The sequence below is a fragment of the Parundibacterium terreum genome (assembly GCF_014636315.1).
In the GTDB taxonomy this organism is placed as follows: domain Bacteria; phylum Pseudomonadota; class Gammaproteobacteria; order Burkholderiales; family Burkholderiaceae_D; genus Undibacterium; species Undibacterium terreum.
On the sequence record NZ_BMED01000005.1, the window covers coordinates 376,114 to 402,978 of the forward strand.

Here is a 26,865-nt window from a genome sequence, read left to right on the forward strand (position 1 = left end):
ACGATTTACGGATTATAGCCGATGGGAATTAATGTGATACCAACTGAAGTAGCGATTTTGTCAGAGCCCTTGATGGATACCCCTGAAAACGACGTGGAAGAAGGGGATGATTTTGTTCATCAGGCCGCGCCTATAGAGTTGAAATTGACTCCCGATGCTTGCGGCGAACGCCTGGACAAGACCTTGTCCAAACTTGTTCCACAATACTCAAGAAGCCGCATCCAGCAATGGATAGAAGCAGGTTTTGTGACTGTGGATGGACAGGCTGCACGTGCCAAGATGACGGTACTCGGTGATGAGAAAGTGTGCATTCTGCCACAGGCTGCACCGGATGAGGGGGCTTATCAGCCAGAAAATATCCCTTTGGACATCATTTACGAAGATGATGCGCTGCTGGTAGTCAACAAGCCGGCTGGCCTGGTGGTGCATCCAGCCGCGGGAAACTGGTCGGGCACCCTGCTAAACGGCTTGCTGTATCACTATCCGGAATTGCTGGGCGTACCACGCGCGGGCATCGTGCACAGGCTGGATAAGGACACATCGGGCCTGATGGTGGTTGCCAAGACCCTTATCGCCCATACCGAGCTGGTCAGGCAGTTGCAGGACCGCACCGTGAAACGGGAGTATTTTGCGCTGGTATGGGGCACACCCAAGCCTTCCGGCACAGTGGACGCGGCGATGGCAAGGCATCCGCGCGACCGTATCAAGATGGCGGTCTCGGAAAGCATGCTGGCCAAACCGGCTATTACGCATTACCAGCGTGTAGGCGCCGGCATGCTGGAGCGCTTTCCGGTCAGCCTGGTTGCTTGCCAATTGGAAACCGGCCGCACCCATCAGATCCGGGTTCACATGCTCTCGCTCGGCTTCCCGCTGGTCGGCGATACGCTCTATGGCAAGCAGCATCTGGCCCGCTTTTTCCCACGCCAGGCCTTGCAGGCCCGCAAGCTGGGCCTGATCCACCCTGTTACCGAAGAGCACGTGGAATGGCAAGTGCCGCTGGCCGAGGATTTTGCCGCGCTGATACAGCAGGCGGGTATGAGCCTGCCTGCATGATCCTGTTTGAGAGACTGCGTGCATGAGTGCCGATACGCCGGTGCAGAACGGAAAAACCGTCCCCTTTGACCTTATTGTCCCCAGCTGGCCCGGAGTGCCCGCCCACGTGCGGGCTTTTTCAAGCTTGCGCAACGGCGGAGTCAGTTTGCCGCCTTACGACAACGGCACGGGCCAGGGCGGCCTGAATCTGGGAGATCATGTAGGCGATGATCCTGCCGCGGTCGCTGCCAATCGCGGCCTTGTACGCAGCGTATTGCCTTCCGATGTCACATGGTTATCACAAGTGCATGGCACACTAGTCTGTGATGCTGCGCTGGGCGTGAGCGGAGTCCAGGCAGATGCCTGTAGCACCTCCAAAAAGAATGTTGTGTGTGCTGTCATGACCGCAGATTGCTTGCCGGTATTATTTACCGATCGCGCCGGCACCGTGGTGGCAGCAGCCCACGCTGGTTGGCGTGGCTTGGCTGCCGGTGTGCTGGAAAACACGCTAGCGCATATGCGGGTCGCAGGCGCTGGCGAAATTTTCGCGTGGCTGGGGCCGGCTATCGGGCCGGAGCAATTTGAAGTCGGCGAAGATGTGGTGCGGGCATTTTTGCCGTTGCTGGGCGGCACGAAAGATCTGTCTGGCTTGCGCCCTTACTTCAATCCGCGTCCAGAGGCAAAAGGCAAGTTTTATGCGGATATCTATGCGCTGGCAAGAGCCGTGCTGATGCGGGCGGGCGTGCAGCAGATAGATGGCGGCAATCATTGCACGGTGACGGAAAAAGAGAAATTCTTTTCTTACCGCAGGGATGGTGTTACCGGAAGAATGGCGAGTCTTATTTGGCTGGAGTAGATGGCATTCGCGAAGGAGGCAGCATTGCGCACAGGCTCCTAGTCTTTGTCGCTGCCGGATTCAGGAGAGCTGGCAGACTCCGATGGCGTATTTGCTGCAACCGCAGCATTTTTTGCCTGCATGGCAGCCTGGCGCTGCTTTTTTCGCTGAGGGCTGCGCACGAGGTAGAAAATTATTATTAAAGGCAACACACAATACATTAAAAACGTCATAATTCCTGCAACCACTGTAGATTCCGTGATCGACATCATGAAGATCACGTAGATCCAGGCAATGGCAATGATGTACATAAGTAAGAGCGGATAGAAAAGTTTTAATCAGAATTAATTGAGTGGTAAGCTCGATTCGAGATGCAACGATACGCGAAAAACAGGAGGCACGCATGAAGACTTATGATCCTCAAGCTATGTACTCCGAATGGATGTCACAGCTGTCGAACCAGGCCAGTCTGCAAGACTGGATGAAACCCGCCGCTGCATTCACTGACGGTACTATCATGGATACCCTGAAAGAAATCGGGGCCCAGATCAGCCCGGCAACATTGGGCAAGCTGCAAAGCGACTATATGCAAGAGTTTGGCAAGCTCTGGCAGGATTTCATGATTTCCAAAGTGCCGGACTTCAGCGACCGGCGTTTTTCTTCGCCGGACTGGCACCAGCATACAATGCACTCCTACAGTGCCGCCTCCTATTTATTGAACGCCCGCTTCCTGATGGCAATGGCCGAGGCGGTTGAGGCTTCCGAGAAAACCCGGCAAAAGATTCGTTTCGCGGTACAGCAAATGATCGATGCGATGTCGCCGGCGAATTTCCTGGTGACCAATCCTGAGGCGCAAGCCAAATTAATAGAAAGCAAGGGCGAAAGCCTGGCGAAGGGCATTGCGCAGATGCTGGCCGATATGCAAAAAGGCCGTATTTCGCAAACCGATGAATCTGCATTTGAAGTCGGTAAAAATGTTGCGACCTCAGAAGGCACGGTCATCTTTGAAAACAAGCTGTTCCAGCTGATTCAATATACGCCGCTGACCAAGACCGTGCATCAGCGGCCGCTGCTGATGATTCCTCCCTGCATCAATAAATTCTATATTCTTGATCTGCAGCCGGAAAACTCTGTCGTGCGTTACGCGGTTGAACAGGGGCATACGGTGTTCCTGGTTTCCTGGGCCAATCCCACCGAGGCGATGGCGGATGTCACCTGGGACGATTACATTGAGGAAGGCGCAATCAAGGCCATTCATCTGGCGCAGGAAATCAGCAAGCAAAAGGAAATCAACGGTTTTGGCTTTTGCGTCGGCGGCACGATTATCTCCACTGCGCTGGCCGTGCTGGCAGCGAGGGGCGAGCATCCTGTCAGCAGCCTGACGCTGCTGACAACCTTGCTGGATTTTACCGATACCGGCGTGCTGGATGTGTTTGTCGATGAGATGCAGGTGCAGATGCGCGAGCAGACCATAGGCAAGCATGGCCTGCTGCCCGGCAAGGACCTGGCCAGTACTTTTTCCAGCCTGCGCGCGAACGACCTGGTGTGGAATTATGTGCAATCCAATTATCTGAAAGGCGAGAGTCCTCCGCCTTTCGATCTCCTATACTGGAACGCAGACAGTACCAATTTGCCGGGGCCGATGTTCTGCTGGTATCTGCGCAATACCTATCTGGAAAACAGCCTCAAAGTGGCCGACAAGCTCCAGGTAGCCGGCTCACCGGTTGACCTGGGCAAGATCGACGTGCCAACGTTCGTATACGGCTCGCGCGAAGACCATATCGTGCCCTGGCAGGCGGCCTATGCGTCCTGTTCCATCCTCAACCGCAAGAGCAAGAGCAAAAACCGTTTCATCCTGGGGGCTTCGGGCCACATCGCCGGTGTGGTCAATCCTCCGGCAAAAAAGAAAAGGAGTTACTGGACCAACGACAAGTTGGGAGCGGATTCCGACGCCTGGTTCAAGGGCGCGACGGAGCATGCGGGCAGCTGGTGGCCGGTATGGGCTGAATTTCTCGCTGAGCATGGCGGCAAGATGATCAAGGCGCCGGCTCAACCCGGCAATGCCGACTATCAGGCAATAGAGCCGGCACCTGGGCGTTACGTCAAGGTAAGGGCCGATTAGAGCTTCGATAAGCCGTTTGAAAAAGTAATTTGAACAAGCAGTTTGAATTAACTGGTTTGAGCTACATATAGTTTGAGCCAGCAAGTTGGTGATTCAGCGATTGTTTTAGTGCAAGTACATACCAATAGGAGACAAGAATGTCAAAACGAATAGCATATGTAACTGGTGGCATGGGTGGAATCGGAACTCCTATTTGCAGGCGCCTGTGCGCCGACGGCTTTACCGTTGTCGCAGGCTGTGGCCCTAACTCCCCTCGCAGGGAAAAGTGGCTGGCGGATATGCGCGCCGAAAATTGTGATATCCACGCCTCGGAAGGTAATGTGTCCGACTGGGAGTCTACCAGGGCGGCCTTCGAAAAGGTCAGGGCGGAAATCGGCGAAGTGGACGTATTGGTCAATAATGCCGGCATTACGCGTGACGGACAGTTCCGTAAAATGAGCAAGGATGATTGGGATGCGGTCATGGATACCAATCTGAATTCATTGTTTAATGTGACTAAGCAAGTGATCGACAGCATGGTCGACCGCGGCTGGGGCCGTATTATCAATATTTCTTCAGTCAACGGCCAAAAGGGGCAGTTCGGGCAAACCAACTATTCCACAGCCAAAGCCGGTATCCACGGCTTTACCATGGCATTGGCGCAAGAAGTCGCTACCAAGGGCGTTACCGTCAATACGGTTTCACCTGGCTATGTGGGGACAGATATGGTGCGCGCCATCCGTCCGGACGTGCTGGAAAAGATTGTTGCCGGCATTCCGGTAAAACGCCTTGCCGAGCCTAGTGAAATTGCCTCCATCGTTGCCTGGATCGCTTCCGATGAAGGTGGTTATGCCACTGGATCGGATTTTTCCATCAACGGCGGCTTGCACATGGGATAAAACAAACACTGGTATTGCTTTTATGTAAAAAGCCACGTCATAATGATGTGGCTTTTACATGTTTGATCTATACTAAGCAGTAGAATTTCCTGACCGAAATAAAAGGATGCAATATCCTCCAATATGCGTGCATAATCGGCAGACAAATATATTAGAATTAAAAAAGGGACAAGCTGGTTAATTATTTGACATGCTTACCTACGCAGGTAAGAAAAGCAAATGATTGCCGGTTTATTTGGATGGATTTGGCGTGACAGGCAAGCATCTCCGCGATTTGCCTGATCGACTCAAACGCTAGGATGTTATTAATTGAGAATTCGATGAATAGTGTAAAGAAAACGACACAGCACCTGATCAAGAAATATCCGAATCGCCGTTTGTACGATACGCAGACCAGTAGCTACATTACCCTGGTCGATGTAAAACAATTCGTTCTGGAAAATGATGATTTCGCTGTCATCGATGCGAAAACCAACGAAGACCTGACCCGCAGCATTTTGCTGCAGATCATTCTGGAAGAGGAAGCGGGCGGTGCGCCCATGTTCTCCAGCGTGGCACTGGCCCAGATCATTCGCTACTATGGCCATGCAATGCAGGGAATGATGGGGTCTTACCTGGAAAAAAATATCCAGGCCTTCATCGATATCCAGAACAAGCTGGCAGAGAACTCCAAGGGCGTGTACGAAGGCAAGCCTTTCAGCCCTGAAATGTGGGCCCAGTTCATGAGCGTGCAGGGACCGATGATGCAGGGCATGATGGGTAACTACATCGAACAAAGCAAGAACCTGTTTGTGCAGATGCAAGAGCAGATGCAGAGCCAGACCAAGAATATTTTCGGCGTATTTCCATTTGGCGCCGATGATAATAGCAATAAAAACAAGTAACTTGTCTTAAGCTGCTGATTTTGCAGGAAATTTTCTGAAATAGGGCATTTCCGGGCAGCATGGCGACAGCATCAGGAGGTACAATAGCGGATTCGCTTTTGTACCTCTTTTTTCTTTTATGGCTATCGAACAAATTTCCAGGCTGTCCACCGGCGGCGCCACTCCCAAAGTTGGGTTCGTTTCACTGGGTTGCCCAAAAGCGCTTGTCGACTCCGAGCAAATCCTGACGCAACTGCGCGCAGAGGGCTACGACACAGCCAAGTCCTATGACGGCGCCGATCTGGTCATCGTCAATACCTGTGGCTTTATCGATGCAGCGGTGCAGGAGTCGTTGGATGCGATCGGCGAAGCGCTGAGCGAAAACGGCAAGGTCATCGTGACCGGCTGCCTGGGCGCGAAGAAAGATGCCAGCGGCAACGACATCATCATGTCGGTGCATCCCAAGGTATTGGCCGTCACCGGTCCGCACGCGCTGGGCGAGGTGATGGATGCGGTGCATATCCATCTGCCTAAGCCGCATGAGCCGTTTATCGACCTGGTGCCGGCGCAAGGCGTTAAGCTGACGCCCAAGCACTTTGCCTACCTGAAAATTTCCGAAGGCTGCAACCATCGCTGCAGCTTCTGCATTATCCCTTCGATGCGCGGCGATCTGGTATCGCGCCCGATTGCGGACGTGATGCTGGAAGCCGAAAATCTGTTCAAAGCCGGCGTCAAGGAATTGCTGGTGATCTCGCAAGACACCAGCGCCTATGGTGTGGATGTTAAATTCCGCATGGGTTTCTGGAATGGCAAGCCGGTCAAGACACATATGACGCAACTGGTGGAAGCACTGGGAGGCCTGGCCAAACAATATGGCGCCTGGGTGCGTCTGCACTACGTCTATCCTTATCCGCACGTGGACCAGATCATCCCTATGATGGATGGCAATGTGCTGCCTTACCTGGACGTGCCTTTGCAGCATGCGCATCCTGCTGTGCTGAAACGCATGAAGCGTCCTGCCAGCGGCGAAAAAAATATCGAGCGTATCCGTGCATGGCGCGAAATGTGCCCTGACATCACGATACGTTCCACCTTCATCGCCGGCTTCCCTGGCGAAACGGAAGAAGAGTTTGAATACCTGCTGGACTTCCTGAAAGAAGCCGAGATCGACAGGCTGGGTTGTTTCGCCTATTCGCCGGTAGAAGGTGCCACGGCAAACGAACTGGAAAACCCGGTACCGGAAGAAGTGCGCGAAGACCGTCGCCGCCGCGTGATGGAATTGCAGGAAGGTATTTCCAAGAAGCGCCTGCAAGCCAAGGTCGGCAAAACCCTGCGCGTGTTGATCGATTCTCTTGACAGCAGTGGCGGTGTCGGCCGTACTTCTGCCGATGCGCCCGAAATCGATGGCGTGGTTTACGTGAAACCGCCGTATGAGCCTAACCGCAAGCTGAAGGTGGGCGAGTTTTTTGACGTCACCATTACCGCGGCTGATGCGCACGACCTGTGGGGCGAAGCCAATTGATTCATCTGGATCGCGTACGTGCAGTAAATAATTTGTCTTTGATTGCCGGTAAAGCCTTGTCATTGGCAGCAATGGCTGTGGCGCTGTCGTCAGCGGCTGTCGCGCAACCGGTGGCGGCATCGGCTGCTGCCCCTGTTTCGGTCGCGCCTGCAACAGCCGCGGCAAATCCTTTTTCCGCTCCCATCGTGCTGCGGGGCAAGCTCGGCAGCGAAACAGTGCAGATGCGCCTGCAGCCCAAGGTCGAGGATGCAGACAGTGTGGAAGGCGATTACTTTGTCTTTGGCAAGGGCAGCAAGATCTTGCTGGCGGGCGAGGTGTCCGGTAATGCCGTGACGATGGAAGAGTCGGAAGACGGCATTGATGTGTCCGGCCAGTGGGACGGCAAACTGGATGGCAAAATCTGGCGCGGTACCTGGACTTCAGACGACGGCTCTGTCAGCAAGGAGTTTGCGCTGGAAATCCAGGCTGCAACAGCATCTCCCAAACTCGCCAAGCCTGCAAAGCCGGCCAATGCGGCTAAATCCACGGCCGCGGCCAAATCTGGCGCCAACGCTAAAAAGTCGGCGCCCTAGCTGCACTCCTGCGCTTGCCCTGTTACCATGCTAGATAGAAAGCAAAACTACGTTTTACGTAGTTTTGCATCCACCTCTATCTTTCTATTCCGGTTCAGCATGGCAGATCAGCATGGCAAATAAGCTCCATATCAATACCTCCCTCATTCACAGCGACTATTCCGCGCCGGAAGACTTCGGTGCGCTGCAAACGGGAGTGCATCACGCTTCCACCGTGACCTTTCATAATGTAGCCGCAATGCGTTCGCGCAGTTGGCAGGACAAATCAGCCTATACCTATGGCCTGCACGGCACGCCCACGAGCTTTACCCTGGAAGCGCGCTTGGCAGAGATAGAGCAAGGCAAGTATTGCCTGCTGGCCCCAAGCGGCCTGGCGGCGATTGCGATGGTGAACCTCGCCTTGCTGCAATCCGGCGACGACGTGCTGTTGCCTGACAATGTGTACAACCCGAATCGTGAGCTGGGCGACTGGCTCAGCAAAAGCTTTGGCGTCAGCGCCCGCTATTACGATCCTCTGATAGGCGCCGGCATCGCCGGGCTGATACAGGACAACACGCGGCTGATCTGGACTGAAGCCCCAGGTTCGGTCACGATGGAAGTGCCGGATATTCCTGCCATCTGTGCAGTTGCAAAGGCAAAGGGCATCCTGGTGGCGCTGGATAATACCTGGGCAGCCGGGATTGCTTTTTCTGCGTTCGAGCACGGTGTGGACATCGTGATGCAAGCGCTGACCAAATATCAGTCCGGCGGGTCCGACGTGCTGATGGGCGCCGTGATTACTCGCGACCAGGCGCTGAACTCCCGTTTGCAGGACGCTCATATGCGCCTGGGCATGGGGGTAGGCATGGACGATGTCTATCTGGTGCTGCGCAGCCTGTCTTCACTGAAGCTGCGCTTTGACGCGCACGACCAGAGTGCGAGAAAGATCGCTGCCTGGCTGCAGACGCGGCCGGAAATCAGCAAGGTCTTGCATCCGGCGCTGGCAGGCAGCCCTGGCCATGAACTGTGGCAGCGCGACTTCAGCGGCGCCGCCGGCCTGTTCTCTGTGCTGTTTGATCCTCGCTATACCGAAGCGCAGACGGACCGTTTTGTCGATACGCTGAAACTGTTCAAGATAGGATTCAGCTGGGGCGGTGCGCACAGCCTGTGCGTTCCCTATCGCATCAAGCATATGCGCAAGAACTGGCCGCATGAAGGCATCCTGGTGCGCTTTAATATCGGCCTGGAAGACGCGGATGATTTGATAGCCGACATAGCGCGGGCTTTCGCGGCAATGGCAGGCTGATTTGCTGATCGTCGCTAAAAATTGGGAGGGAATATGATCGAGTGGAATCGGGAGCGGAAGCTGCGGGGCTACTGGTTGGCGCTAGCGGCGCTCTTGTTCAGTTCATCCTTCATGTCCAATGCAATGGCTGCCCGCTCGCCTTGCGTGGGGACCTTCTCCAATCTGGCGATCAATCCGGTCGGAGGGGAGTTCAGTGGCATGGAAGTGCGCGTCGTGCAGACCGATATCGGCTTTCGCGGCACGGTGCAGATCGCCCAAGGCGGCGCCGGGATACTGTTGCTGGTGGATTTAGAATGCGATGGCAAGGAGGTCAGCTTTCATTTGCCGGCAACCAATACCGATATGCACGGAAAATTTACGGGACTGGTCAATAGCGAAAATTTAAAAGGCGAGATCGCTTACGATGACAAGAGAGTCGCGCGCGTCTTTTTGCAGCGGCGCAAGAGCTATTGGGACTGATCACTCTCTGATTGAAGCCGCCCTGATGTGGTGGCCAGGCTGCTGTGCCTGATAATTAAAAAGGGCTGGATTCCATAAGAATTCAGCCCTTTCTTGTTTTCTTCAGGCCTGGTTGCCCGGGCCTGAAGAAGTTTGCTCTTGCTTACGCAGCCAGCAATTGACGCAATACGAATGGCAGGATGCCGCCGTGTTTGTAGTAGTCGACTTCGATTGGTGTATCGATGCGCAACAGTACTTTCACTTCCTGTTTCTTGCCGTCGGCACGAGTGATCACCAGAGTCACTTCTTGCTGTGGCTTGATGTCGTCTTCGATACCTTTCAGGTCGAAAGTTTCATTGCCTGTGATGCCCAGGGTCTGAACGCTGTCTGTGCCCAGGAATTGCAGGGGCAAGACGCCCATGCCGACCAGGTTGGAGCGGTGGATACGTTCGAAGGAGCGTGCGATCACTGCTTTGACGCCCAGCAATTGCGTACCTTTTGCTGCCCAGTCACGGGAGGAGCCTGTACCGTATTCTTCGCCGCCGAAGATCATGGTTGGCACGCCGTCAGCAACATATTTCATCGCTGCATCGTAGATGGACATCTCTTCACCGCTTGGCTGGTGAATCGTGATGCCGCCTTCTACGCGGGAACCGTCGATCTTCGCTGGAATCATCAGGTTTTTGATACGCACATTGGCGAAAGTGCCGCGCATCATGATCTCGTGATTGCCACGACGTGAACCGTAGGAGTTGAAGTCCGCTTTCAGTACGCCGTTTTCCTGCAGCCATTTACCGGCTGGGCTGGATTCCTTGATTGCGCCGGCAGGGGAGATGTGATCGGTTGTGATCGAATCACCGAATACGCCCAGTGCGCGTGCTGCGGAGATGCCTGTTGCCGCTGCTTTTGGCTCCATTGTGAAGTCAGCAAAGAATGGTGGCTCAGCGATGTAAGTGGATTTAGGCCAGTTGTAGACCTGGCCTTCAGCCACGCCTTTGATGCCTTCCCACAGCTTGCCTGGGGCACCTTTGACGTCAGCGTAGTTGTCCTTGAAGGTTTTGGAGTTCATCGCGAACTTCATCAGCTTGGAGATTTCTGCGCTGGTAGGCCAGATGTCGCCCAGGAAGATGTCCTTGCCTTTGACGCGGCCAACAGGCTGGGTCATCAGGTCCACTGTCATGTTGCCGGCGATAGCGTAAGCAACAACCAATGGTGGGGATGCCAGGAAGTTGGAACGAATGTTCGGATGGATACGTGCTTCAAAGTTGCGGTTGCCGGACAATACAGCGGAAGCCACGATGTCATTGGAGACGATCGCTTCGTTCATTGCTGGTGTCAGGTCGCCTGCGTTACCGATACAGGTGGTGCAGCCGTAGGCAGTCACGCCGAAGCCGAGTTTTTCCATGTATGGCAGCAAACCGGCCGCTTCCAGGTACTTGGTCACAACGCGGGATCCAGGAGCCAGCGAAGTTTTGATATGCGGAGATACCTTCAGGCCGGCTTCCACCGCTTTTTTGCACAGCAGGCCAGCGGCCAGCAATACGCTAGGATTGGATGTGTTGGTGCAGGAAGTGATCGCTGCAATCAGTACATCGCCGTTTTTGACTTTGACGCCGTCGGTATTGGTGTACTGCGCATCCAGGTCTTCCACTTTCTTGTTGAAACCGTTTTCAGCAGTAGGCTTGCTGAACAGGTCTGCAAAAGTAGAGCGCACGTTGCCGATTTCGATACGATCCTGAGGGCGTTTCGGGCCAGCCAGGGACGGTGCTACGGAGTCCAGGCTCAGGGATACTTCTGTCGTGTAATCGATTTCGCCGGCCTTTGGAATGCCGAACATTTTTTGCGCTTTGAAATAGGATTCGAATGCGGCGATTTCTGCCTTGGTACGGCCTGTGCCTTCGAAGTAGTCGATAGTTGCTTCATCAACCGGGAAGAAGCCCATGGTCGCGCCGTATTCCGGAGCCATGTTGGCGATGGTTGCGCGGTCTGTCAGCGTCAGCGAGCGTGTGCCTTCGCCGAAGAATTCAACAAACTTGCCTACCACTTTTGCTTTACGCAGCAATTCAGTGATGGTCAGTACCAGATCGGTTGCTGTCACGCCTTCACGCAATTGGCCGGTCAGGTGTACGCCGACAACGTCAGGTGTCAGGAAGTAAACCGGTTGGCCCAGCATACCTGCTTCCGCTTCAATACCGCCCACGCCCCAGCCGACTACGCCGATACCGTTGATCATGGTGGTATGGGAATCGGTACCTACCAGAGTATCTGGGTAGTACACTTCATCTTTACCGTCTTTCATTTTGTGTACGCCGCGCGCCAGGTATTCCAGATTGACCTGGTGGACGATACCGAAGCCTGGAGGAACCACGCCGAAAGTATCAAATGCCTGCATACCCCATTTCATGAACTGGTAACGTTCATTGTTACGGGAGAATTCCAGCTTCATGTTCAGGTCCAGCGCTTTTTTCTCGCGGAAGTGATCGATCTGCACGGAGTGATCTACCACCAGATCCACTGGAACCAGCGGTTCGATATTCTTTGGCTTCTTGCCCATTTTAGCGGCAACGTTACGCATTGCGGCCAGATCGGCCAGCAGTGGAACGCCGGTAAAATCTTGCAGCACTACGCGGGAAACCACGAATGGGATTTCGTCGGTACGGGCTGCGGTCGCGCCCCAGCTTGCCAGTTGCTTGACATGTTCTTCGGTGACTTTTTTGCCGTCGCAGTTACGCAGAACGGATTCCAGTACGATACGAATAGAAACCGGCAAACGAGAAATATTGATGCCCAGTTTTTTTTCCAGTGCAGGCAAAGAATAGAACTTGCCTGTTTTTGTATCTGAAATTTTGAAATCTTTCAGGGTTTTAAATGCATCTTGGCTCATGGCTGTTCCTTATTATACAAATCGATGATCGAAAAACATGCTTACTACTAATGTAAATACTATTGTGAAGCGGATTGAAACCTAAATTCACTACTTCATTCACTACTTCAAATTCTCAAAAAACTTAACATCACGCCGGTACAAATTTACTGAATGACCTGCTTTACTGCCGCCGGTGCGGTGGCTGTCACAGTGGTTTCTGCCTTCACTTGCGAAACGACTTCCGGGGTCTTGCATTCATTGGCTAACTGCTGGCCGCGGATGGAATCCAGCAACATGCCTTTGGCAGGGATGCCTATCCAGACCAGACCGGCTTTTTTGTTTTCAAAGCGTTTGGCGCCGGTTGTGGTATCAACGCGGGTCAGGCGATACAGGCGTTTTTTCCAGCGCATGGCAACATGCATCTCGTCATCCACATTGGTGTACAGGGTGATGAAATTGCCCAGTTCGCACTTGTATTCATAGGTCACGCTCTGGCCGACATCCGGCTCCATATCGTCCTCATCCTGTACTGCCGGGGTTTCCGCTGGTTTTGCCGCTTTTGTCTTGGCTTTTGCTGCCGGCTTGGCCTTGGTGGTGGTCTGTGCAAAGGCTGTTGCCTGCATGCCTGTTGCTGCTGAAGCTACTACCAGGCAAGCCAATAATTTGTAAATCAATTTCACTACTTTCTCCTCAAAACCTTTGTCAGGCATTTACCATGTCATGCAATAGGATGCTATTGCAGCGTCTTCATTAGCGTGGCGCTTCAAGTGCGCACTTATAATAATTTCAGTGCCGCTTCCGGCAGTTGAATCTGGCTTAAATGGGCACGTTTCAGCAGCGACCAGAAATAGCGGTAGCTGGCCCTGTCATGCAGGCGGCCGTTAATTTGCACCGGTCCCCAGTTTTCTTGCTGGGCGCTGCTTAGTATTGTCACTGCTTCGTTAATCTCGGCGCTTCTTGGCGACAAGGCCTTAACGATGGGTTTGATCTGGTCCGGGTGGATGCTCCACATACGGGTGTAGCCGCATTCGAGCAGCGCGCGTGTCGCGTCTCCCGCAACAACGGCGGTGTCCTTGATTTCTGTCGTCACATTATGTGACGGTATCTTGCCATAACGGTGGCATGCGGCAGCGATTTCCAGCTTGGCGCGCATGACCAGCGGGTGGCTGAATTGTCCCGGCGAACGCATGGCAGTGGAGGGGATTGCTCCATTGTGCGCGGAAACAAAATCCATGACGCCAAAAGACAGGCACTGCACTTGTGGCAATGCGGCGATCTGCTGCACTTCGGCCAGCGCGTTATGCGTCTCTATCAGTACGTGTACAGGCAGGGTATCGCGGCCGGCAAATTCGGCATGCGCATTGATCCTGGCGATGGCTTTGGTAACTTGCGCCGCGCTTTCTACCTTGGGCAATACGATATAGGCCAGTTTGGCAGCTGCGGCTGTCAGGATCAGGGAGAGATCTTGTTCAAAAAACGGGCTCTCAATATCGTGCACCCGCACGCCGATGCGATTGAAGGTGTTCTGTTCCGAATTGATCAGCGAAGCAACCAGTGTTGCATGCTCGGCTTCATTGCCGGCAGCGGCGCCGTCTTCGCAATCAAACGTGATGTCAAATATGGCGGCCAGGTCGTTCTGTAATTCCATGGACTTGCGCATCAGTTTTTCCGAACCGGCATAGTGGTCGCAGACCGGTAGAAATACCGGCTGTAACTGGTCCTGGAATAACACGGTGGAAGGATGCATCAGTCGTTTATCTGGTGGTGATGGTGGTGAATACGGTGAAATATGGCCTGAGTCGCAGATGGAGCTTGTGTCAAATACGCATGCTTAAAAATTCGGCGGATATGCTTTCATGCAGCGCATGCAAGCATATCCGCCTTTTGCTGGAGCTTAGCCTACCAGGTGTTTAACGCCGTCGCGTTCTTCTTGCAGTTCTTTCAGCGTGATATTGATGCGCTCACGGGAGAACTCATCAATTTCCAGGCCTTGAACGATTTTGTATTCGCCGTTTTCTGTTGTTACAGGGAAGCCGAACATGGTGCCTTCAGGGATGCCGTAGGAACCGTCGGATGGAATACCCATGGTTGTCCATTTGCCGTTAGTGCCCAGTACCCAGTCGCGTACGTGGTCGATCGCTGCATTCGCTGCAGATGCTGCAGAAGACAGGCCGCGCGCCTCGATGATCGCTGCGCCGCGTTTGCCGACTGTAGGCAGGAATGTGTCTTTGTTCCATACCTGGTCGTTGATCAGGTCTTTTACCGGCTGGCCGTCAACTGTGGCAAAACGGTAGTCAGCGTACATAGTAGGGGAGTGATTGCCCCACACGCACAGTTTTTCGATCGCAGCAACTGGCTTGCCCAATTTGGCAGCAACTTGCGACAAGGCGCGGTTGTGATCCAGGCGCAGCATTGCTGTGAAGTTTTTCGCTGGCAGGCTTGGTGCCGATTTCATCGCGATGTAAGCATTGGTGTTGGCTGGATTGCCGACCACCAGGACTTTAACATTGCGGGATGCTACTGCATCCAGTGCCTTGCCTTGCACGGTGAAAATCTGTGCATTGGCTTCCAGCAAATCTTTGCGTTCCATGCCTGGGCCGCGTGGACGTGCGCCAACCAGCAGGGCAACGTCGATATCCTTGAATGCTGTCATCGGATCGCTGTGTGCAGTCATGCCTGCCAGCAATGGGAATGCGCAATCGTCGATTTCCATCATGACGCCTTTCAGCGCCTTTTGTGCTTTCTCATCAGGAATTTCCAGCAATTGCAGGATGACCGGTTGGTCTTTGCCCAGCATGTCGCCATTGGCGATACGGAACAGAAGGGAATAACCAATTTGGCCAGCAGCGCCTGTAACAGCTACGCGCATAGGGGATTTCGCCATGATGCATCTCCAAAGTAGGGTAAAACGATGTTAATGAGGGCTTTGCACTAGCCTTAGCAATATAACCGCTTAGCGGGTTTGTCGCTGAGCCGTGCAACGCACTCTAAAAATCCGTGCCTGGACAAAAAACCAGGTAAGCAAACACACAATGATACCGTTGAAAATCAGCCTAGTCAGCCAAATTCAGAGGGCGGAAACAAAAAAATTGACAGCCCAGGCCTGCTGAGGTGTCAATTTTGGCGATCCGATTTTCGAGCTTTAACATTGCTTGTGTTCGAACTATAGTGCTTGGTGAATCTGCATTTTGATCACGAGTGATCTTTGATTACTTCATTATCCAGCCGGTGCCGAATAATTTTAACCGAAGTTTAGGTTGCCTGAGCCCAAGTGTCAATGAATATCTTATGTCTTATATAAGACATATCAGTTGTTACTTTTGTTCTGGACTAAACGGGTCATTTTGTGGTGAAATTGCGGTCTATGAATTCTATCGTGCCATCCGCCAACAATCAGAATAATAATGCCGCCGGTACAGGCTCCGGCGCAGGTGGCGCAAGTTCCTCGAATTCTTCGTCTGCTGCATCCTCATCCGCATCCCCTACGTTCAGTCCTTTATATCAGCAGATCAAGGCTTTGATCATGCAGGGTTTGCAGTCGGGAGAGTGGAAGCCGGGTGAGTTGATCCCCAGTGAGATCGAATTGGCGGGGCGTTTTAAAGTCAGCCAGGGCACGGTGCGCAAAGCCATTGATGAGATGTCGGCCGAAAATCTGGTCGTGCGCCGCCAGGGCAAGGGGACTTTTGTCGCGACCCATCATGAGGCGCGTTCGCAGTTCCGCTTTTTGCGTCTGGTGCCGGATGGCGGCGTGCCGCATTATCCCGAAAATAAAATTATTGAAGTGAAGCGCCTGCGCGCGCCGGCCGAGGTCGCGAGATTATTGGATATCAAATCCGGTGATTCCGTCGTGTTCATTCGCCGTGTGCAGTCTTTCTCCGGCGTGCCAACGATCCTGGACGACCTGTGGTTGCCGGGTGCAATCTTCAAGGGGTTAACGGCTGAGCGCCTGAACGAATACAAGGGGCCGATGTACGGTTTGTTCGAAACTGAGTTCGGCACCCACATGATACGCGCTTCTGAAGAAATCAGAGCGGTGTGCGCAGACGAGGTTGCGTCCGAGCTTTTGCATGTGGAAAAAGGGGTACCTTTGCTGAATGTCGAACGCGTCTCTTTCACTTATGGCGACAAGCCGGTGGAATTGCGCAGAGGCCTATACCTGACCAGCCAGCATCATTACAGAAATGAGCTTAGCTGAATGGGTGCTTGCTGAGGATATCGGTGGGTGCGCGAAGCGAATCATAGTTCTGTCATCGCACAAAATTGGTGAAACGCAATTCGCATATTCGAAATTAGGACTAAGATATCGGTATTTTGTGAAATTCGGGCTTTTTTTGTTGGTGCGATGCACCAAAATAGGCGAAAATTGCAAAGTTCGTTTACAGACTAGTTAATGGGGAGATTATTTATGTCTGAAGTTGTGAAACCTAAGCCGCAGTTTGGAAAAATGCGGCTGATCGATGCATTGGGATACAGGCTGCCGCTGGCAGGTCTTGTCTCGATATTGCATCGCGGAAGTGGCATGCTGATGTTTGTGCTGTTGCCATTTGTTCTGTTCTTGCTCGACAAGAGCTTGACCTCTGAATCGTCTTTTTCCTATTTCCAATCCTTTACTTCAGGCGTGTTCGTCAAGCTGGTTATCCTGGCTTTGTCGTGGGCTTACCTGCATCATTTCTGTGCGGGGATTCGTCATCTGCTGATGGATCTGCATCTCGGTTTGGATAAGGTTAGCGGACGCCAGTCGGCTGTCGCCGTGCTGGTGATCAGCCTGGTGCTGACAGCACTGATCGCGCTGAAACTGTTTGGAGCATTTTAAATGGCAAATAATAATATCGGCCCGAATCGCCTCGTCGTAGGCGCTCATTACGGCCTGCGTGACTGGTTGGCGCAACGCGTTACCGCGATCATCATGGCTCTGTACACCGTTATATTGCTGGTGCTGTTCTTGACCGGCAGTCATTTTACCTACGAAGGCTGGGCCGGCATTTTCGCAATGCAATGGTTCAAGCTGGCGACGTTTGCCGTGTTTGTTAGCCTGTTCTATCACGCCTGGGTTGGTATGCGTGATGTCTGGATGGACTATGTCACGCATTCCGTTGCTCTGCGTTTGGTATTTCAAGTTGCCACTATCCTGTGGCTGGTCGCTTGTGTCGGATACACGGCACAGATTTTGTGGAGAGTGTAACCGTGGCAGCAATTAAATCCACAATTCCTTCCCGCCGTTTTGATGCGGTAATCGTCGGTGCGGGTGGTTCCGGCATGCGTGCTTCGCTGCAATTGGCTGAAGCCGGCCTGAACGTCGCCGTACTTTCCAAAGTTTTCCCTACCCGTTCGCACACTGTTGCGGCGCAGGGCGGTATCGGTGCTTCGCTGGGCAATATGTCCGAAGACAACTGGTACTGGCATATGTTCGATACCGTCAAGGGTTCCGATTACCTCGGCGACCAGGACGCTATCGAGTTCATGTGCCGAGAAGCGCCTAAGGTCGTGTACGAGCTGGAACATTTCGGCATGCCTTTCGACCGTAATGCTGACGGTACTATTTATCAGCGCCCATTCGGCGGCCATACAGCCAATTTCGGTGAAAAACCGGTTCAGCGCGCATGCGCTGCAGCCGACCGTACCGGCCATGCATTGCTGCACACGCTGTATCAGCGCAATGTGCGCGCCCGTACCCATTTCTTCGTGGAATGGATGGCGATCGATCTGATTCGCGATGCGTCTGGCGACGTGCTTGGCGTAGTTGCGCTGGAAATGGAAACCGGCGAGGTCATGATGCTGGAAGCCAAGACCACCGTGTTTGCAACTGGCGGTGCCGGCCGTATCTGGGCGGCTTCGACCAATGCCTTTATCAATACCGGTGACGGTATGGGTATGGCGGCGCGTGCCGGTCTGCCGCTGGAAGATATGGAGTTCTGGCAGTTCCATCCTACCGGTGTTGCCGGTGCGGGCGTGCTGATTACAGAAGGCGTGCGCGGCGAGGGCGGTATCCTGGTCAATAGCCAGGGCGAGCGTTTCATGGAGCGTTATGCTCCTACGCTGAAAGATCTGGCTCCACGCGATTTCGTTTCCCGTTCCATGGACCAGGAAATCAAGGAAGGCCGCGGCTGTGGCCCTAACAAGGATCACGTGATGCTGGATCTGCGCCACATCGGTGCCGATACGATACAGAAGCGTCTGCCTTCGATTCTGGAAATTGCACACAAGTTTGCCAACGTGGATGCGACCAAGGAACCGATTCCTGTCGTTCCTACCATCCACTATCAGATGGGCGGTATCCCGACCAATATCCACGGTCAGGTAATTGCACCGAAAAACGGCAGCAGCGAAATCGTGAACGGCCTGTATGCAATCGGCGAATGTGCTTGCGTATCGGTACACGGCGCGAACCGCCTGGGTACAAATTCCCTGCTGGATCTGCTGGTGTTCGGCCGCGCAGCCGGCAACCACATCGTGGACAGCAAGCTGAAAGAACGCAGCAACAAGGACTTGCCTGCCGATGCGGCGGATCTGGCCCTGTCTCGTTTGTCCAAGCTGGAAAACAGCACCGGCGGCGAGCGTGTGCAAGACGTGGCCAATGCAATTCGCAAGACCATGCAGCATCACTGCGGCGTGTTCCGTACGGATGAATTGCTGCAAGAAGGCTACAAGGAAGTCATGGAGCTGGATGAGCGCCGCAAGCATGTTTCGTTCAAGGATAAATCCAAGGTCTTCAACACGGCACGTGTGGAAGCGCTGGAACTGGATAACCTGATCGAAACTGCCAAGGCAACCATCACATCGGCTGCCGCGCGTAAGGAATCCCGTGGTGCGCATGCACACCGTGACTACGAAAAACGCGATGACGAAAACTGGATGAAGCACACGCTGTGGTATTCCGAGGGCAATCGCCTGGACTACAAGCCAGTCAATACCAAGCCGCTGACAGTGGAAACATTCAAGCCTAAGGCACGTACATTCTAAGAGAAATTCTAAGAGAACCCATATGGCACGCACACTAAAATTTAAAATCTACCGCTACGATCCGGACAAGGATGCGAAGCCTTACATGCAGGATTTGACCGTAGAGCTGCAAGATACGGACAAGATGCTGCTGGATGCGCTGCAACGCATCAAAGCCGACGTTGATGATTCCCTGGCGCTGCGCCGTTCATGCCGTGAAGGCGTGTGCGGTTCCGACGCGATGAACATCAACGGCAAGAATGGTCTGGCATGCACGACCAACCTGAACGAGCTGACCGAGCCTATCGTTTTGCGCCCATTGCCTGGCCTGCCGGTCATCCGCGATCTGATCGTGGATATGACCCAGTTCTTCAAGCAATACAATTCGATCAAGCCTTATCTGATGAACGACTCCATTCCTCCGGAAAAAGAGCGTCTGCAGACTCCGGCGGAACGCGAAGAGCTGGATGGCTTGTATGAGTGCATCCTGTGCGCTTGCTGCTCGACTTCCTGCCCGTCGTTCTGGTGGAATCCGGACAAGTTCGTCGGCCCGGCCGGCTTGCTGCAAGCCTACCGCTTTATCGCTGACTCCCGCGATGAAGCGACTGGCGCGCGTCTGGATAACCTGGAAGATCCATACCGTCTGTTCCGCTGCCATACCATCATGAATTGCGTGGATGTATGCCCTAAAGGCCTGAATCCAAGCAAGGCGATTGGCAAGATCAAGGAATTGATGGTTCGCCGCGCGGTGTAAGCCGCCGGCTGAGACCTGATAGTTTGTATTAAGTGCGAAATTCAAATGCTTTGCGGTTTGAATTTCGCCCTTATTTCATGCAGTTTTTGGCGCAAATGGATTGCGTCAGCGAGCCTGTGAAGCAGGGGAATTAGCTGGAGAGTTGTCTCCGGTGAATTAAAAGACCCGTGCTCCACTTCTAAAATGTCTTAGCAGTAAAATGTTGGACAGGTTCCAAGAATTGCATGAAATATGCATAGAGATTGAAAAAATAAAGTATGTCGATAAGCCATCAAAGTGATCCTGTTAAACGTGCCCGTCTCAGATGGCGTGCCCGCCGGGGTCTGCTGGAAAATGATTTGATACTGACCCGTTTCCTGGATGCCCATGAGGAGTCCATGACGGATGAAGAGGTTGATGCGTTCAGCCGCCTGATGGAGCTGTCCGACAATATTTTGATGGATTTGATCTTGGCGAAGAAGCAGCCGGAAGGGGAGGTTGATCTTCCCCATGTTCGCGCCTTGCTGATACGCCTGCAAGCCGCATGAAATACGGAATGGTTTTCGTGTTTTTTTGATTAACGACTCACCTCTAGGGAAGAGCCATGACTAACTCTGAAACAAAAGCAACCCTATCGTTTTCCGATGGTTCCCCATCGTTGGAAATGCCTATCTACAAAGGCACGGTTGGCCCTGATGTAATCGATATTCGTAAGTTGTATGGCGCTACGGGCATGTTCACTTATGACCCGGGCTTTATGTCTACAGCCGCGTGCAATTCTTCGATTACCTACATCGACGGCGATAAAGGCGAATTGCTGTACCGCGGTTACCCTATTGAGCAACTTGCAGTCAATGGCGGCGATTTCATGGAAACCTGCTACCTGCTGCTGAACGGCGAATTGCCGACCACAGCGCAAAAAACAGAGTTCGTCGACACTGTCACCAAGCACACAATGGTGCACGAACAGATGCAATTCTTCTTCCGCGGCTTCCGTCGCGACGCGCATCCTATGTCTGTGCTGGTTGGTACTGTCGGCGCGCTGGCATCCTTCTACCATGATTCGCTGGATATCAATGATCCGCATCATCGTGAAGTATCCGCAATCCGCCTGATCGCGAAGATGCCTACGCTGGTAGCAATGGCCTACAAATATTCTATCGGCCAGCCTTTCGTGTATCCACGCAACGACCTGTCCTATAGCGCGAACTTCATGTACATGATGTTCTCCAATCCTTGCGAGCCTTACAAGGTCAATGAAGTGCTGGTGCGCGCACTGGATCGTATCCTGATCCTGCACGCAGACCACGAACAGAATGCATCGACATCGACAGTACGCCTGGCCGGTTCTTCAGGCGCCAATCCGTTTGCGTGTATCGCTGCCGGTATCGCCTGCCTGTGGGGCCCTGCTCACGGTGGCGCTAACGAAGCCGCGCTGGACATGCTGACCAAGATCGGTAGCGTAGACAATATTCCTGAGTTCATCAAACAGGTAAAAGACAAAAACTCCGGCGTCAAGCTGATGGGCTTCGGTCACCGTGTTTACAAAAACTACGATCCACGCGCAAAACTGATGCGTGAAACCTGCTACGAAGTGCTGCAAGAACTCGGCCTGCAAGACGACCCGCTGTTCAAGCTGGCAATGGCGCTGGAAAAAATCGCTCTGGAAGACGAATACTTCGTTTCCCGCAAGCTGTATCCGAACGTCGACTTCTATTCCGGCATCGTACAGCGCGCTCTGGGCATCCCAACCTCCCTGTTCACCGGCATTTTCGCGCTGGCACGTACAGTAGGCTGGATCGCGCAATGGAAAGAAATGATTTCCGATCCTGAGCAAAAAATCGGCCGTCCACGTCAATTGTTTGTCGGTTCGAAAACACGTGAAGTGCCGCCTATCGCCAAGCGCGGTTAAGACTGCATCGCGACTGCACAGATAATGGATGCAGAGTAGAATAAGCGGGCCTGTATGGCTCGCTTTTTTTTTGCGTAGTATGCTATGCTTCGGCTCGATAGTGAAATTTTAGATCCACCGTCATTTTTAATTCAAAAAAATTATCTTTTTAACATTGAGAATGAAATTTTTGATTTGAGAATGGGGTAGTTTGAAACAAGCCCTTCCCCACAACTTGATGTGCAATCCGCTAACCGGTCAGGCCGTGTCGCGGAAGGTTAGATTAACCCGCTAATCTCGCGAAACGCGAAGAAAGGTGAGCAAGATGATGCAACAATATAACGCCAACTCCTACCTGTTCGGCGGCAATGCGCCGTACGTTGAGGAGTTATACGAAGCGTATCTCAATAATCCCGGTTCGGTACCCGACAACTGGCGCGCCTATTTTGACGCGATGCAGAATGTCCCTGCGGTCGACGGCTCCACAAAACCCGACGTAGCTCACGCTCCTGTTATCGCCTCGTTCGCCGAGCGCGCCAAGCAAGGTCCTGTCCGCGTTACCGCGGGTGCAGACAATGCTGAAATGGGCCGCAAGCGTGTCGCAGCGCAGCAATTGATCGCCGCTTACCGTTTCCTGGGTACCCACTGGGCCAATCTGGATCCGCTGCAACGCCAGGAACGTCCGGCAATTTCCGAGCTGGAGCCTAGCTTCTATGGCTTCACCGATGCCGACATGGACCTGCAGTTCAATATCAGCCACACTTACTTCGGTGGTGAAACTGCATCCCTGCGCGACCTGCTGAATGCCTTGCGCGATACCTATTGCCGCTCCATCGGCGCAGAATTTATGTACATCAGCGATCCTACCGAGAAGCGCTGGTTGCAACAGAAGCTGGAATCGATCCGTTCCACTCCTGCATTCTCCGCAGAAAAGAAAAAACACATTCTGGACAGGCTGACTGCAGCCGAAGGCCTGGAACGCTATCTGCACACCAAATATGTCGGTCAAAAGCGCTTCTCCCTGGAAGGCGGCGAAAGTTTCATCGTTTCCATGGATGAAACTATCCAGCGCGCCGGTGAGCGTGGTGTGGAAGAAATCGTTATTGGCATGGCCCACCGTGGCCGTCTGAACGTGCTGGTCAATACACTGGGCAAGATGCCGCAAGACCTGTTTGCCGAATTTGAAGGCAAGCATGGCGACGATCTGCCGGCCGGCGACGTGAAATACCACCAAGGTTTCTCGTCCGATATCTCCACCCCAGGCGGCCCGGTCCACCTGTCTCTGGCATTTAATCCTTCCCACCTGGAAATCGTTAACCCAGTGGTTGAAGGTTCCGTCAAGGCGCGTATGGAACGCCGCGGCGACAAGGACGGCGCACAGGTATTGCCTATCCTGGTACACGGCGATGCTGCTTTTGCGGGCCAGGGCGTTGTCATGGAAACCCTGAACCTGGCGCAGACCCGCGGCTACGGTACAGGCGGTACAGTACATATTGTGATCAACAACCAGATCGGTTTCACGACATCCGACCCACGCGATTCCCGTTCCACGCTGTACTGCTCCGACGTTGTCAAAATGATCGAAGCGCCGGTATTGCACGTGAATGCGGATGATCCTGAGGCCGTAGTCCTGGCGACTCAGATCGCGCTGGACTACCGTATGGAGTTCAAAAAAGACGTTGTTGTCGACATCATCTGCTACCGCAAACTGGGCCACAACGAGCAAGATACACCAGCTCTGACCCAGCCTTTGATGTACAAGAAGATTGGCCAGCATCCAGGCACCCGCAAAATGTACGCGGACAAACTGTCGGCCCAGGGCACGATCGCGGCAGATGGCGGCGACCAGATGGTCAAGGCTTTCCGCGATGCGATGGACGCAGGCAAGCACACAGTCGATCCTGTCATCTCCAACTTCAAGAACAAGTATGCGGTTGACTGGATTCCTTTCCTGAACCGTAAATGGACAGATGCAGCCGATACGGCTGTGCCTATGACGGAATTGAAACGTCTGGCAGAGCGCATCACGACAGTGCCGGAAGGCTTCAAGCCGCACAGCCTGGTAGAAAAAGTATTGGGTGACCGCGCAACGATGGGCCGTGGCGAAATGAACCTGGACTGGGGCATGGGCGAACACCTGGCCTACGCGTCGCTGGTTTCTTCCGGCTACGGTATCCGTTTGACAGGCCAGGATGCAGGCCGCGGTACTTTCGTTCACCGTCATGCAGTATTGCATGATCAAAACCGTGAACGTTGGGATGCAGGCACTTATATTCCTCTGCAAAACATCTCGGACAAACAGGCTCCATTTACCGTGATCGATTCGGTATTGTCTGAAGAAGCGGTACTCGGCTTTGAATACGGCTATTCCACAGCAGAACCAAATACGCTGACAATCTGGGAAGCGCAGTTCGGCGATTTCGCCAACGGCGCCCAGGTGGTTATCGACCAGTTCATCAGCTCCGGCGAAGTGAAATGGGGCCGTGCTTCCGGTCTGGTCATGATGCTGCCGCATGGTTACGAAGGCCAGGGTCCGGAACACTCTTCCGCACGTCCTGAGCGTTTCTTGCAACTGTGCGCGGACAACAATATGCAAGTAGTGCAGCCTACAACGGCCGCGCAGATTTTCCACTTGCTGCGTCGTCAGATGATTCGCATGTTCCGTAAGCCGCTGGTCATCATGACGCCTAAGTCTTTGTTGCGTAACAAGGATGCCGGTTCACCATTGTCCGAGTTGGCTAAAGGCAGCTTCCACACCGTGATCGGTGAAGTAGATGAGAAGATCGATGCGAAGAAGGTCAAGCGCGTAATCGCCTGCTCCGGCAAGGTGTACTACGATCTGGTCAATGCTCGTAAAGAGCGCGGCCAGACTGATACCGCCATCGTGCGTATCGAGCAGCTGTATCCTTTCCCGCATAAGAGTTTTGTTGCCGAACTGAAGAAATTCCCGAATCTGGCTGAATTGGTTTGGGCGCAGGATGAGCCGCAAAATCAGGGACCATGGTTCCAGATCCAGCACAATATTTTTGAAAGCCTGGAAGATGGTCAAAAGCTGGCATATGCCGGTCGTCCAGCAAGTGCATCGCCTGCCGTCGGTTACTACGACAAGCACTATGCACAGCAAAAAGCTTTGCTGGAAACTGCATTTTCCAAACTCAAGGGCTTTGTCCTGACCAAATAATGACGCCGCGGCGCATGCAAGGGCTGGTAAGCCTGATGCGCCGCAGGTACACACCGAAACGGAGAGAAATATGGCAATTATCGAAGTAGTAGTTCCGCAGTTATCTGAGTCCGTCGCAGAAGCGACACTGTTGCAATGGCATAAAAAAGTTGGCGAATCGGTTGGCCGTGATGAAAACCTGATCGACGTAGAAACCGATAAAGTCGTGCTGGAATTGCCGGCACCGGCAGCAGGCGTGATCGCGCAAATCATCAAACCGGACGGCAGCACTGTCGTTGCCGGTGAAGTGATCGCGACGATCGATACCGACGGTTCCGCCAAAGTCAGCCCTATGCAAGTTTCTGCGGCTCCTGAGGCAACAGCATCTGCGCCTGCAGCAGCGGTACCTGCGGCTGACCCTGTTGCTGCTGCCATCAATGCGCTGGCTTCCAAGGCAGCTGCTGGCGTTGCAATGCCGGCTGCGGCTAAGATCCTGGCAGAAAACAACCTGACAGCAGGTCAAGTTGACGGTACAGGCAAAGACGGCCGCGTCACCAAGGGTGACGCACTGGGCGCAGTTGCCAACAAGGCGGCAGCTCCTGCGGTTGTACCTATCGCGGCACCGGCTGCAAAACCTGCGTTGCAACAAGTTGCTGCTCCTGCAGCGCCTAACCTGGGCGATCGTCCGGAAGAGCGCGTGCCTATGAGCCGTCTGCGTGCACGTATTGCAGAGCGTCTGATCCAGTCGCAATCGACCAATGCCATTTTGACGACCTTCAACGAAGTCAATATGCAACCGGTTATCGACCTGCGCAACAAGTACAAAGACAAGTTCGAGAAAGAGCACGGCGTCAAGCTGGGCTTCATGTCCTTCTTCGTCAAGGCTGCCGTTGCCGCGCTGAAGAAATACCCTATCATCAATGCTTCCGTTGACGGCAACGACATTGTGTACCACGGTTATTTCGACATCGGTATTGCAGTCGGTTCGCCACGCGGCCTGGTAGTGCCTATCCTGCGTAATGCAGACCAGATGTCCATCGCTGAGATTGAAAAGAAAATCGGCGAATTCGGCAACAAGGCAAAAGAAGGCAAGCTGACACTGGAAGATCTGACCGGCGGTACATTCTCGATCTCCAACGGCGGCACCTTCGGTTCCATGCTGTCCACACCGATCATCAACCCACCGCAATCCGCGATCCTGGGCGTACATGCGACCAAAGACCGCGCAGTGGTTGAAAACGGCCAGATCGTCGTTCGCCCAATGAATTACCTGGCGATGTCCTACGATCACCGTATCATCGACGGCCGTGAAGCAGTATTGGGTCTGGTAGCAATGAAGGAAGCACTGGAAGATCCAGCGCGCCTGTTGCTGGATCTGTAATGTCCATCTCAGACGAAATCAAGCGTTTGCACGAACTGCATCTGTCGGGAGCCCTGACGGATGCAGAATTCGCCCAAGCCAAGGAAAAGCTGCTGTCCTCCATCGGAGGCTCGGCGTCTGCCTCCGGTTTTCCGGATGATTCCCTGGGCCAGCTTGGCAAATTCCGCCGTTCCAAGAGCGATCAATGGTTCGGCGGTATTTGTGGCGGCCTCGGCAAATTTACCGGGCTGGAATCCTGGGTGTGGCGTTTGATTTTTGTCTTGTTCACGTTTTATTTCGGCTTCGGCCTGGTGGCTTATCTGCTTGCGTGGATATTCGTGCCGGAAGAGGGCTGAGCCTGACGTGATC

General features: G+C 53.5%; 24 protein-coding genes. 19 read left to right on the forward strand and 5 right to left on the reverse strand.

Going from position 1 to position 26,865, the window contains the following annotated elements:
* Nucleotides 1-72: 72 nt before the first annotated feature.
* Nucleotides 73-1,053 carry an RluA family pseudouridine synthase gene (locus IEW12_RS22460; protein WP_229751286.1) on the forward strand — a complete coding sequence of 327 codons (981 nt, stop codon included), beginning with the start codon at nucleotides 73-75 and terminating at the stop codon, nucleotides 1,051-1,053.
* Between the two features lie 22 nt (nucleotides 1,054-1,075).
* The gene (gene pgeF / locus IEW12_RS22465) at nucleotides 1,076-1,888 is read left to right on the forward strand and encodes a peptidoglycan editing factor PgeF (RefSeq protein ID WP_188568346.1); all 813 of its coding nucleotides are present in this window, start codon (nucleotides 1,076-1,078) and stop codon (nucleotides 1,886-1,888) included.
* Between the two features lie 38 nt (nucleotides 1,889-1,926).
* On the opposite strand, the gene IEW12_RS22470 is transcribed toward pgeF, so the two are convergent.
* Nucleotides 1,927-2,178 carry a hypothetical protein gene (locus tag IEW12_RS22470; protein WP_188568347.1) on the reverse strand — a complete coding sequence of 84 codons (252 nt, stop codon included), beginning with the start codon at nucleotides 2,176-2,178 and terminating at the stop codon, nucleotides 1,927-1,929.
* A gap of 92 nt (nucleotides 2,179-2,270) precedes the next feature.
* Between IEW12_RS22470 and phaC the strand changes: the two genes are divergently transcribed.
* The 7 genes from phaC to IEW12_RS22505 all read left to right on the forward strand — a co-directional run bounded on the left by phaC (nucleotide 2,271) and on the right by IEW12_RS22505 (nucleotide 9,568).
* A complete protein-coding gene (gene phaC / locus IEW12_RS22475) occupies nucleotides 2,271-3,989 on the forward strand; it encodes a class I poly(R)-hydroxyalkanoic acid synthase (protein ID WP_188568348.1) in 1,719 nt (572 codons plus the stop codon).
* Nucleotides 3,990-4,126: 137 nt separating this feature from the next.
* Nucleotides 4,127-4,867, forward strand: a complete 741-nt coding sequence (locus tag IEW12_RS22480; RefSeq protein ID WP_188568349.1) for a 3-ketoacyl-ACP reductase — start codon at nucleotides 4,127-4,129, stop codon at nucleotides 4,865-4,867.
* 320 nt (nucleotides 4,868-5,187) lie between these two features.
* The gene (gene phaR / locus IEW12_RS22485) at nucleotides 5,188-5,751 is read left to right on the forward strand and encodes a polyhydroxyalkanoate synthesis repressor PhaR (RefSeq protein ID WP_188568350.1); all 564 of its coding nucleotides are present in this window, start codon (nucleotides 5,188-5,190) and stop codon (nucleotides 5,749-5,751) included.
* Between the two features lie 118 nt (nucleotides 5,752-5,869).
* Nucleotides 5,870-7,252 (forward strand): 30S ribosomal protein S12 methylthiotransferase RimO, encoded by a 1,383-nt coding sequence (gene rimO, locus IEW12_RS22490; protein ID WP_188568351.1) that lies wholly within the window; start codon nucleotides 5,870-5,872, stop codon nucleotides 7,250-7,252.
* On the forward strand, nucleotides 7,249-7,824 hold the full coding sequence (locus IEW12_RS22495; RefSeq protein ID WP_188568352.1) for a hypothetical protein: 576 nt from the start codon (nucleotides 7,249-7,251) through the stop codon (nucleotides 7,822-7,824). Before rimO ends, IEW12_RS22495 begins: the two co-directional genes overlap by 4 nt.
* Before the next feature lie 112 nt (nucleotides 7,825-7,936).
* Nucleotides 7,937-9,109 carry a cystathionine beta-lyase gene (locus tag IEW12_RS22500; protein ID WP_188568353.1) on the forward strand — a complete coding sequence of 391 codons (1,173 nt, stop codon included), beginning with the start codon at nucleotides 7,937-7,939 and terminating at the stop codon, nucleotides 9,107-9,109.
* 33 nt (nucleotides 9,110-9,142) lie between these two features.
* The gene (locus IEW12_RS22505; RefSeq protein ID WP_188568354.1) at nucleotides 9,143-9,568 is read left to right on the forward strand and encodes a hypothetical protein; all 426 of its coding nucleotides are present in this window, start codon (nucleotides 9,143-9,145) and stop codon (nucleotides 9,566-9,568) included.
* Nucleotides 9,569-9,710: 142 nt separating this feature from the next.
* Here the strand turns inward: IEW12_RS22505 and acnA are convergent, their stop codons facing one another.
* The 4 genes from acnA to IEW12_RS22525 form a co-directional block, all read right to left on the reverse strand.
* Nucleotides 9,711-12,431 carry an aconitate hydratase AcnA gene (acnA, locus tag IEW12_RS22510; protein ID WP_188568355.1) on the reverse strand — a complete coding sequence of 907 codons (2,721 nt, stop codon included), beginning with the start codon at nucleotides 12,429-12,431 and terminating at the stop codon, nucleotides 9,711-9,713.
* Nucleotides 12,432-12,577: 146 nt separating this feature from the next.
* Nucleotides 12,578-13,093, reverse strand: coding sequence for a hypothetical protein (locus tag IEW12_RS22515; RefSeq protein ID WP_229751287.1), 516 nt, complete (start codon nucleotides 13,091-13,093; stop codon nucleotides 12,578-12,580).
* Between the two features lie 95 nt (nucleotides 13,094-13,188).
* Nucleotides 13,189-14,160: an HpcH/HpaI aldolase/citrate lyase family protein gene (locus tag IEW12_RS22520; protein ID WP_188568356.1), complete on the reverse strand. Its 972-nt coding sequence runs from the start codon at nucleotides 14,158-14,160 to the stop codon at nucleotides 13,189-13,191.
* Nucleotides 14,161-14,307: 147 nt separating this feature from the next.
* Nucleotides 14,308-15,297: a malate dehydrogenase gene (locus IEW12_RS22525; protein WP_188568357.1), complete on the reverse strand. Its 990-nt coding sequence runs from the start codon at nucleotides 15,295-15,297 to the stop codon at nucleotides 14,308-14,310.
* Between the two features lie 480 nt (nucleotides 15,298-15,777).
* Between IEW12_RS22525 and IEW12_RS22530 the strand changes: the two genes are divergently transcribed.
* The 10 genes from IEW12_RS22530 (at nucleotide 15,778) to IEW12_RS22575 (ending at nucleotide 26,852) form a co-directional block, all read left to right on the forward strand.
* Nucleotides 15,778-16,608 carry a GntR family transcriptional regulator gene (locus IEW12_RS22530; protein ID WP_188568358.1) on the forward strand — a complete coding sequence of 277 codons (831 nt, stop codon included), beginning with the start codon at nucleotides 15,778-15,780 and terminating at the stop codon, nucleotides 16,606-16,608.
* Nucleotides 16,609-16,818: 210 nt separating this feature from the next.
* Nucleotides 16,819-17,226 (forward strand): succinate dehydrogenase, cytochrome b556 subunit, encoded by a 408-nt coding sequence (gene sdhC, locus IEW12_RS22535; protein ID WP_188568359.1) that lies wholly within the window; start codon nucleotides 16,819-16,821, stop codon nucleotides 17,224-17,226.
* Complete coding sequence (sdhD, locus tag IEW12_RS22540) at nucleotides 17,227-17,595, forward strand: succinate dehydrogenase, hydrophobic membrane anchor protein (protein WP_188568360.1); 369 nt, start codon at nucleotides 17,227-17,229, stop codon at nucleotides 17,593-17,595.
* 2 nt (nucleotides 17,596-17,597) lie between these two features.
* The gene (gene sdhA, locus IEW12_RS22545) at nucleotides 17,598-19,373 is read left to right on the forward strand and encodes a succinate dehydrogenase flavoprotein subunit (protein WP_188568361.1); all 1,776 of its coding nucleotides are present in this window, start codon (nucleotides 17,598-17,600) and stop codon (nucleotides 19,371-19,373) included.
* Between the two features lie 22 nt (nucleotides 19,374-19,395).
* A complete protein-coding gene (locus IEW12_RS22550; RefSeq protein WP_188568362.1) occupies nucleotides 19,396-20,106 on the forward strand; it encodes a succinate dehydrogenase iron-sulfur subunit in 711 nt (236 codons plus the stop codon).
* 257 nt (nucleotides 20,107-20,363) lie between these two features.
* On the forward strand, nucleotides 20,364-20,633 hold the full coding sequence (locus tag IEW12_RS22555) for an FAD assembly factor SdhE (RefSeq protein ID WP_188568363.1): 270 nt from the start codon (nucleotides 20,364-20,366) through the stop codon (nucleotides 20,631-20,633).
* A 56-nt stretch (nucleotides 20,634-20,689) separates the two neighbouring features.
* Entirely contained in the window at nucleotides 20,690-21,997 is a 1,308-nt protein-coding gene (gene gltA, locus IEW12_RS22560; protein WP_188568364.1) for a citrate synthase, read from the forward strand.
* A gap of 304 nt (nucleotides 21,998-22,301) precedes the next feature.
* Nucleotides 22,302-25,157: a 2-oxoglutarate dehydrogenase E1 component gene (locus IEW12_RS22565; RefSeq protein ID WP_188568365.1), complete on the forward strand. Its 2,856-nt coding sequence runs from the start codon at nucleotides 22,302-22,304 to the stop codon at nucleotides 25,155-25,157.
* Between the two features lie 70 nt (nucleotides 25,158-25,227).
* A complete protein-coding gene (gene odhB / locus IEW12_RS22570) occupies nucleotides 25,228-26,517 on the forward strand; it encodes a 2-oxoglutarate dehydrogenase complex dihydrolipoyllysine-residue succinyltransferase (RefSeq protein WP_188568366.1) in 1,290 nt (429 codons plus the stop codon).
* Nucleotides 26,517-26,852: a PspC domain-containing protein gene (locus tag IEW12_RS22575; RefSeq protein ID WP_188568367.1), complete on the forward strand. Its 336-nt coding sequence runs from the start codon at nucleotides 26,517-26,519 to the stop codon at nucleotides 26,850-26,852. The genes odhB and IEW12_RS22575 overlap by 1 nt, the downstream gene beginning before the upstream one ends.
* Nucleotides 26,853-26,865 lie beyond the last annotated feature (13 nt).

What these genes read in the sequence shown, in the direction of transcription:
- IEW12_RS22460 (WP_229751286.1), top strand. Translation starts at nt 73, where the DNA reads ATGGATACCCCTGAAAACGACGTGGAAGAAGGGGATGATTTTGTTCAT.
- pgeF (WP_188568346.1), top strand. Translation starts at nt 1,076, where the DNA reads ATGAGTGCCGATACGCCGGTGCAGAACGGAAAAACCGTCCCCTTTGAC.
- IEW12_RS22470 (WP_188568347.1), bottom strand. Translation starts at nt 2,178, where the DNA reads ATGTACATCATTGCCATTGCCTGGATCTACGTGATCTTCATGATGTCG.
- phaC (WP_188568348.1), top strand. Translation starts at nt 2,271, where the DNA reads ATGAAGACTTATGATCCTCAAGCTATGTACTCCGAATGGATGTCACAG.
- IEW12_RS22480 (WP_188568349.1), top strand. Translation starts at nt 4,127, where the DNA reads ATGTCAAAACGAATAGCATATGTAACTGGTGGCATGGGTGGAATCGGA.
- phaR (WP_188568350.1), top strand. Translation starts at nt 5,188, where the DNA reads ATGAATAGTGTAAAGAAAACGACACAGCACCTGATCAAGAAATATCCG.
- rimO (WP_188568351.1), top strand. Translation starts at nt 5,870, where the DNA reads ATGGCTATCGAACAAATTTCCAGGCTGTCCACCGGCGGCGCCACTCCC.
- IEW12_RS22500 (WP_188568353.1), top strand. Translation starts at nt 7,937, where the DNA reads ATGGCAAATAAGCTCCATATCAATACCTCCCTCATTCACAGCGACTAT.
- IEW12_RS22505 (WP_188568354.1), top strand. Translation starts at nt 9,143, where the DNA reads ATGATCGAGTGGAATCGGGAGCGGAAGCTGCGGGGCTACTGGTTGGCG.
- acnA (WP_188568355.1), bottom strand. Translation starts at nt 12,431, where the DNA reads ATGAGCCAAGATGCATTTAAAACCCTGAAAGATTTCAAAATTTCAGAT.
- IEW12_RS22520 (WP_188568356.1), bottom strand. Translation starts at nt 14,160, where the DNA reads ATGCATCCTTCCACCGTGTTATTCCAGGACCAGTTACAGCCGGTATTT.
- IEW12_RS22525 (WP_188568357.1), bottom strand. Translation starts at nt 15,297, where the DNA reads ATGGCGAAATCCCCTATGCGCGTAGCTGTTACAGGCGCTGCTGGCCAA.
- IEW12_RS22530 (WP_188568358.1), top strand. Translation starts at nt 15,778, where the DNA reads ATGAATTCTATCGTGCCATCCGCCAACAATCAGAATAATAATGCCGCC.
- sdhC (WP_188568359.1), top strand. Translation starts at nt 16,819, where the DNA reads ATGTCTGAAGTTGTGAAACCTAAGCCGCAGTTTGGAAAAATGCGGCTG.
- sdhD (WP_188568360.1), top strand. Translation starts at nt 17,227, where the DNA reads ATGGCAAATAATAATATCGGCCCGAATCGCCTCGTCGTAGGCGCTCAT.
- IEW12_RS22550 (WP_188568362.1), top strand. Translation starts at nt 19,396, where the DNA reads ATGGCACGCACACTAAAATTTAAAATCTACCGCTACGATCCGGACAAG.
- IEW12_RS22555 (WP_188568363.1), top strand. Translation starts at nt 20,364, where the DNA reads ATGTCGATAAGCCATCAAAGTGATCCTGTTAAACGTGCCCGTCTCAGA.
- gltA (WP_188568364.1), top strand. Translation starts at nt 20,690, where the DNA reads ATGACTAACTCTGAAACAAAAGCAACCCTATCGTTTTCCGATGGTTCC.
- IEW12_RS22565 (WP_188568365.1), top strand. Translation starts at nt 22,302, where the DNA reads ATGATGCAACAATATAACGCCAACTCCTACCTGTTCGGCGGCAATGCG.
- odhB (WP_188568366.1), top strand. Translation starts at nt 25,228, where the DNA reads ATGGCAATTATCGAAGTAGTAGTTCCGCAGTTATCTGAGTCCGTCGCA.
- IEW12_RS22575 (WP_188568367.1), top strand. Translation starts at nt 26,517, where the DNA reads ATGTCCATCTCAGACGAAATCAAGCGTTTGCACGAACTGCATCTGTCG.